Source organism: Candidatus Hodarchaeum mangrovi (assembly GCF_975850365.1).
In genome coordinates this window covers 1-7,134 of the sequence record NZ_CDLCQJ010000088.1, presented here as the reverse complement: position 1 = coordinate 7,134, position 7,134 = coordinate 1, and the positions used below count along the sequence as shown (strand labels likewise).

At 32.4% G+C, this 7,134-nt stretch carries 8 protein-coding genes; 5 read left to right on the top strand and 3 right to left on the bottom strand.

Going from position 1 to position 7,134, the window contains the following annotated elements:
• Together ACWVCY_RS08495 and ACWVCY_RS08490 are read left to right on the top strand one after the other, a co-directional pair.
• Positions 1 to 397: hypothetical protein (locus ACWVCY_RS08495; protein ID WP_455142034.1), on the top strand; the 397-nt coding region annotated here is incomplete at its 5' end.
• A 96-nt stretch (positions 398 to 493) separates the two neighbouring features.
• On the top strand, positions 494 to 1,825 hold the full coding sequence (locus ACWVCY_RS08490; RefSeq protein ID WP_455142032.1) for an MFS transporter: 1,332 nt from the start codon (positions 494 to 496) through the stop codon (positions 1,823 to 1,825).
• Positions 1,826 to 1,830: 5 nt separating this feature from the next.
• Here the strand turns inward: ACWVCY_RS08490 and ACWVCY_RS08485 are convergent, their stop codons facing one another.
• Positions 1,831 to 3,405 carry a helicase-related protein gene (locus tag ACWVCY_RS08485; protein WP_455142031.1) on the bottom strand — a complete coding sequence of 525 codons (1,575 nt, stop codon included), beginning with the start codon at positions 3,403 to 3,405 and terminating at the stop codon, positions 1,831 to 1,833.
• Between the two features lie 86 nt (positions 3,406 to 3,491).
• Between ACWVCY_RS08485 and ACWVCY_RS08480 the strand changes: the two genes are divergently transcribed.
• From ACWVCY_RS08480 to ACWVCY_RS08470, 3 genes are all read left to right on the top strand, one after another.
• A complete protein-coding gene (locus ACWVCY_RS08480) occupies positions 3,492 to 3,995 on the top strand; it encodes a DinB family protein (RefSeq protein WP_455142029.1) in 504 nt (167 codons plus the stop codon).
• Positions 3,996 to 4,369: 374 nt separating this feature from the next.
• Complete coding sequence (locus ACWVCY_RS08475; protein ID WP_455142028.1) at positions 4,370 to 5,290, top strand: class I fructose-bisphosphate aldolase; 921 nt, start codon at positions 4,370 to 4,372, stop codon at positions 5,288 to 5,290.
• A gap of 60 nt (positions 5,291 to 5,350) precedes the next feature.
• On the top strand, positions 5,351 to 6,007 hold the full coding sequence (locus ACWVCY_RS08470; protein ID WP_455142026.1) for a histidine phosphatase family protein: 657 nt from the start codon (positions 5,351 to 5,353) through the stop codon (positions 6,005 to 6,007).
• Here the strand turns inward: ACWVCY_RS08470 and ACWVCY_RS08465 are convergent.
• Both ACWVCY_RS08465 and ACWVCY_RS08460 read right to left on the bottom strand, forming a co-directional pair.
• Entirely contained in the window at positions 6,000 to 6,698 is a 699-nt protein-coding gene (locus tag ACWVCY_RS08465) for an energy-coupling factor transporter transmembrane component T family protein (RefSeq protein WP_455142025.1), read from the bottom strand. The genes ACWVCY_RS08470 and ACWVCY_RS08465 overlap by 8 nt on opposite strands.
• The coding region (locus ACWVCY_RS08460) for an AAA family ATPase (RefSeq protein ID WP_455142023.1) at positions 6,698 to 7,134 on the bottom strand (437 nt) is incomplete at its 5' end. The genes ACWVCY_RS08465 and ACWVCY_RS08460, both read right to left, overlap by 1 nt.

The window sequence follows — 7,134 nt, the reverse complement described above, 5'->3', positions numbered from 1 at the left end:
TTCAAAGGGAAGATTAAATACTTTTCAAACTTGGTTAAATAAAAGTGATTACAATGCTGCCATGAATCTTCTTCTGGTAAATAATTTCTTCTTATTTAAAAAAACTTATTTTGATCAATTTAACTATAATAATGAAACAACTTATTTTATATCCATTAAAATTTGGAATAGTGATGGGTCACATTTCTTAGAAACACGAGCTTACCGAGGAAATCCTATCCCCAGTAATTTATCTCAATTATGGAAGATGCTGGATAGCTTAATTAATAATAAAGATATAAATTTTGAATTAAAGAGCTCAAACAACTTATTTTATAATGAATTTGAATTTCTTATGTTTTTATTAGTAATTTTCGCGTTTTTACGAAAAAAAAGCAAGGTGACAATAGAATCTTAAATTCCGAGGATATTTTATATTTCTATTTTACATCTCTTATTTACTTTTATCTAGTGAATAACAGATTGTTCCTCAAATAAAATTGGGTTTAAGTCAATGAAATCGCTTCTGTCTAGTTTCAAACGAAATTATCATTCGTTTATTCCAGTCAAATATCCTGAATTTGGAAAATTATTTTATGGTCAATTCATCTCAAATATTGGATCCCAATTTTCTTATATGGCTCTTAATTTATTAATTTTTGAACTAGTTTACAATTTAACTGAATCAACAGAATTTTCTACACTAGCTATGGCTATATTGGCAATTTCTACCGCAATCCCCATGATTATAGTTGGACCATGGGCTGGAGTTGTTATTGATAGAATAAACCGGAAATACTCAATGGTAGGGGCAAATATCGCTCAAGCAATAGCCATAGGAGTCATTCCATTCACAAACTATTTTAATATTGAAGTTCAAATCTGGTTGATTTTTATTCTATCATTTTTAAATTCAAGCTTCGCTAGATTCTTTTTCCCTGCACGAGGAGCCTCTATACCAAAATTAATAGATGATAAAAACGATTTATTTGCTGCTAACGCATTAAGTGCTGGTGCATATCAAGTTTCAGCTTTAATAGGACCATTTTTAGCAGGAATAATTGTGGGATTAATAGGATATGACTTACCTTTTTTTATTGATGCCATGAGTTTTTTAATCTCTGCAATATTTATTCTAGGTATAAGAACCTCTCTTTATATTGAGAAGAAGTCTCAAAATACCCCTTTTTCAGATTTAAGAGATGGAGGAAAATTTATCATTTCTTTTCCTCCTATTTTTTACTTGCTAATTGTATTTTCAATATTAATGTTTGCTGGAGGAGCTTCAATGATTTTAATCATTCCGTATCTTCAGAGTGAGATGGGATTAGTTGAATCAGAACCTAGAGCTTTTGTATATGGATTGATGATTGCACTTTCAGCTGCTGTTGGGATGTTGTTTGCATTTTATCTTTCACGAAAAAAACATATTTCACGACCTATCCAAATGATTACATTTTCAGCTGTTCTAGCAGGAATAATGTTACTTGGATTCAGTCTTTCACCAAACATATTCATTTTGGCTATCTTCTGGATAGGTTTTGGGACTATTGAAGTTTCTATTTCAGTTCCTCTCCAAACCATAACTCAAGAAACTGTTCCTGATAATCTTCGTGGTAAAATATTCTCATTCATTAATCTATCAATCACTTTTTCTCAAATTGTCGGAATGGGGGTAGTAAGTATATTTGCTAGCTCATTTTTAAAGCTTAGGGGCAGTCTTTTACTCAATGGAGTCATTCTTCTGTTATTTTCCTTATTAGGTTATTATGTAATGCACAAATTTCATCTTGAAGATCTTACTGAGGTTAAGAGACTAGAATATTATAATAAGGAGGACTATTAAGAGTTCTATTTTTCATTATTCACTTTTGTTTCAGATGAAACAATTATGTCAAAATACTCCTTTATTTTACCTTCTTCACTAGTACCTTCTAAAACTAGTACATATTCAAGGCATCCACGTGCTCTTTCTCTTCTTTGTGTCATTTCATCAAGATTACTAGTAATATCCAGATGAATGACGATATCAGCTTCCCCTAAGTTTAATCCACGGCCACCAACTGGTGTGAAGATTAAAACATCGACATCTTCCTCTCGAAATCTATCTATAATTATTCTTCGTGTATCTTCAGGGGTTTGACCCGAGAGATATTGAACACCAGGAAACTTAAGTATTTTTAATATCATATTCATCTGTTCCCCCAAAGCTAAATATCGTGTGAATATTAAAATTTTAGCCCCACGAATCAAATGCTCATGGACTAGATTTATTGCTAGTTCAACCTTTGGATGAATTAAACCTCGGGTGGTTTTTTCTTCTGGATTCTCAAATTGAGGTAATTCAACACGATGGGAAATAAGATTAGACTTTAATTCAAGAAGTGGATTAAAGATTTCCACATTCTCTTCTAATGAGATATATTTGAGATATTCACCTGGAGTAGATTCTAAAAGTAATAGTCTAGCATGAGCGAGTTTGAAGAGCATAACAAAAGCAGTGATTAACTGCTGTCGGTCTTCTTCAGTTTCAATCGAGAATTTTCCTATACGTAAAGGTAAAGAAGCATTTGAATCGCTTAAACGCTCTAAAACTCCTCCATAAGACATTTTAATTATATCAAGTCGACTTAAATTAGGATCAAGAATTTCTTGCACAATACCAATAGGTTTGGTCATCAGGGTTGAGATTTGTTGATCAGAGCTAATATAATCTTCTCTGACAATACTACATCTTTGGGTTATGGTTTCATAAGGAGATAATTCTGGACGTTGCATTAGATGTACCTCTTCCTCCAATGTGCTAAGAATCGCTTTTGCTCTCCCTTGATCACGTGTTCCAGTCATTGTTAAAAGAGGAATTTTATTTTTAGATTTTCTTACTTCAAAAAGTTCTTCAAAATATTTTGAAAGACGAAAACCAGTCATTGACCGTGCTATGATATCTGTTGCTTCATCAATTACAATCAACTGAGTTGAATTAAGAATATCGATATTCAACTTACTTTTAATCTGAAATCTATCATTCATCAATGTCGTTATAGGACAAAATACCACATTCGATGCGTTATACATCTTTGCTTTTTGAGCTAGGCTTAATCCTTTTCCTCCCGTTTTTGGGTCAAATAAATAGCCTAATTTATCAACAAATCCAAAAGATTTTGCCATTTCAAGTGCTTGCCTACAACGTAATGCTGCTGCTTCTCGTGCAGATGTAAAAATAAATTTGACCTGTTCTTTTGTATTAAGATTTTTAATTGCTAGAAAAGTAAGCAAGGCAATTACCGTTTTTCCTGTACCATATGGATAATTTAGTAAAACAGAACGATTAGATAAAACTTGCTCAAGGATCTCCTGCATGGCAGCTAACTGATAATCCCGCTTTTCAACCGTAAGGCCAGAGAGTAAATTGTGGAGATCATCCATATGATTTCATCCATCATGATAAGATGAATAAGGATATTTAAATGCTGTTCAAATTATATCATAGAGTAAATTAAGAGGGTAATTTAATGCAAGAACTCATTCATACATTGAAGGAAAGGCGTTTAGGGATTTTGTATCTACTAAAAATGGTTCCTATGGAGATCTGGGATTGGGAACCAAATAAAAACATGCGAAATACAGCTGATTTAGCGAATCATCTAGCATGTTCTCCACTTACTATATGTGAATTACTTCAAGGTAATCTTAAAGATGAAAATGATCTTATTAGTCTAGAAAAGAATAATATGCCACTTAATGCCCCTGGATTGGTTAAGAGCTATGAGAATGGGTTAAAAAGATTAATAGAGTTCTGTAATACTCACTTAGAGGATGCGAAAGAAAAATCGGTTCAATTCTTTTATCAAAACAAACCTAGTACTATTTATAAGGAAGTTCTTGAAGAAATCGGCCATGAGTGGTTCCATTTAGGCCAGCTTTATGTTTATCTTAAACAGAATGGGATTAATCTCGAGATGGGCCATTATTATGGATATAAAGATCCTGATCCCACCATTCCTCCTACTAAATAGGATCATTGAATTCTATTATCCAAAAATAATCTTATGAGAGCTCAATTAAGATTGAATCTAAAGCAGTAGGCTTAAATTTTTGTAATCTACATATTTTGAAGAGTTTGAAACACAAATTCAGTTCTCTTTACTACAAATATAATTAAACAAAAGAAGAAAAAAAAAATCAACCTTGATTAAATTTTTCAGAGTTTATTCTTAAAAAAGTGATGTATGAGTTGCTTAATGATGAAAAAGGAAAAAATAATCTGTATATGAAGTTAAATGTATTTATCAAATGGGTTTATAGACTCTTTATTTTAGTGGTAGCTTTATATAATCCGAAGAGTTGGCTAGTATAAAGCACAAACAAATTCTAAATCTCGGTGAAGAAAATGTTATCAACCCCTCGTGTTAAAGAAATTCTGAGCTGGTATAGCTCTGATAATCCAGGTACCATTAGAAACCTTGCTCGAATGTTGAATTTTGGTACTTTAGCTGGAACCGGTAAGTTTGTAATTTTACCTGTAGACCAAGGATTTGAACACGGTCCAGCCCGTAGTTTTGCTCCCAATCCTCATGGATATAATCCATTGTACCATGCAGAATTAGCCCTTGAATCAGGATGTAATGCATATGCAGCTCCTCTAGGTTTCATTGAAGCAGTTTCAAAAGAATACCCTGATCTTCCATTGATTCTCAAATTAAATAATTCCGATTCATTAATTAGCGAAAAAGATCCTGCTCCTGCTGTGACTGGTGCGATAGAGGATGCACTTCGTTTAGGTGCTGGAGCTATAGGTTATACAATATATCCTGGGTCTTCAATGAGAAATGACATGTACGAAAAATTACAGTATCTAACTCAAGCTGCAAAGGAAGCAGGATTAGCTGTAGTAGTTTGGAGTTACCCTCGTGGAAGTGGTATTACTACTAAAGACGGAGAGACAGCTATTGATGTAGTTGCTTATGCTGCTCATATTGCTGCTCAATTAGGTGCACATATGATTAAAGTGAAACCCCCCAGTTCTGAAATTTATCAAGAAGCAGCACGTAAAGTATATGAAAAGGAAAAAATTCCAATTGCAACACTAGAAGAAAGAGTGAGACATGTTGTTCAGGCAACATTTGATGGTCGTAGAATTGTGATTTTCTCTGGGGGCCCTGCGAAAAGCACTGAAGAAATCTATTCTGAAATCCGTGAGATTCATGCTGGTGGTGGATTCGGGTCTATTATTGGTAGAAATTCATTTCAACGACCTAAAGCAGAAGCTCTCGAATTACTAAAGGAGATTATGAATATCTATAGAAAATAGATTCATACAATCTCTTTTTTTTTATTATTTTTGATTTTTAGTTTGGATTGAAAAATAACAATGTTCCCTGATTTAGATATTTATTTAATTCGACATGCTGATCCAGAAAAACCTCTTGGAACATGGACTCATCCTTTAGTACCACTTAGTAAGAATGGAATAGATCAAGCGATTCAATTAGGTCAAATGTTAAAACATATACCTTTTAATGAAATTATTTCAAGCCCTCTACCCCGTTCGGCTCAAACTACAGAAATTTTAGTTAAATATCTTCGTAAAAAACCAAATATAATCCAATATTCTTGGTTAAGGGAAATTGATCTAGGTGAATTTGGTGGAAAAACTAGTACTGTTTTAACTGGCGAATTTCCTGAATTAATACTAGATTTTACAAATAAATTCCCTGGTCCATTAGTAGCAAAATTATTGATTGAATATCCAACTTTTAAGTTTCCAAGTGGCGAAAATGTCCAAGAATTTTGTGAAAGGGTTGCTGTTCCTTTTAGAAAATGGTTAATGATGAATAATTCAGGAAAAACTATAGGGATAGTTGCTCATGGTGGATCCCTAACTATTGTATTATTTACTCTCCTCAATATTGATATAAAAAAGAATAATTTTCCTATTTTTGTTTTTAACAAGTCTTCCTATACCCATGTACGACTTTTATCAGGAAAAGCTTTTATTATGGAATCTAATGTATTTAAACCTATATAACTAAAGCTGTAAAAATAAAGAATCCTAGCCAGAAAAATCCCCGGTAAAAATCATTACGATGAAACTTAAATTTCCGATAATGACTTCGAGGACCAAGATTGAATCCTTTATAGTATAATGATCGAGCTAGAAACTCAGATCGATAAATTACTGAGGCTAAAATTATAGCAAGAGTTTTTGGAAGCCACCGTAAGAAGAATCCTTTTATCTCCCCACGTAAATATAATGCTTCAAATGTTTCTTCTGCATCCTTTGCAATACGAGGAACTAATGTGAGAGATAGAGAAGGGATTAATGCCCATCTGGGAGGAATATAGATTTTTTCTAGTGCTCGTGATAAATCTGCAGGATTTGTGATAGCAAAGAATAACGAAAAAGATAAAGATCCACAAAAAAATCTTAAAACAATAATTATAGCTAATTCAAACCCTGAAAATAAATAAGTTATGATTCCCAGAAAAATAAGGAAAGGACTAACTGCTTTAAGTAAACTTAAACTACCAAATCCATTTCCAAGAAGAAAATTTTCTGTAATGATAATAATACTTAATATAAAGAGGATTTGTATATTTCCAAATAATAAAATGAGAAATATTACAAAAACAAGAAAGAGATTTGTCATGGGGTGGAATTGTATGATATTAGGTTGATATATCACTCCATGGTAAATTCTTCTTAAAAGAAAAGACATTATTTGACCTTCATTCGAATAAAATCGTTTAGTTCATCAATTGTTGTGAAATAGAACTCTTTATGGACATTTAATGATTTTAATACTCGTACAATCTGATTTGGGAGTATCGAAGTTTCATTTTCTAAACGGTATAATACAGTTTTAGGAGATCCTTCAAGAAGAATAGAACCATTTCCAATTACAAGGAGATAATCTAAATATGGTAAAATTCTAGGATCGTTGGTTGAGATAAAGACCATTTGATCTTTATTTCTAGCTTCATCGACTGCTTTAAGAAATTTCGTCCGATTTAAGCGATCTAATCCTATTGTAGGTTCATCTATAAACAAAATCCTTTTTTTAGGAAGATTAAATAATAGAGTTATTGCACATAACCGTCTTTGCCCTTCACTTAGATGATAAAGTTTTTGATCTGCAAGAGAAGCAATCTTAT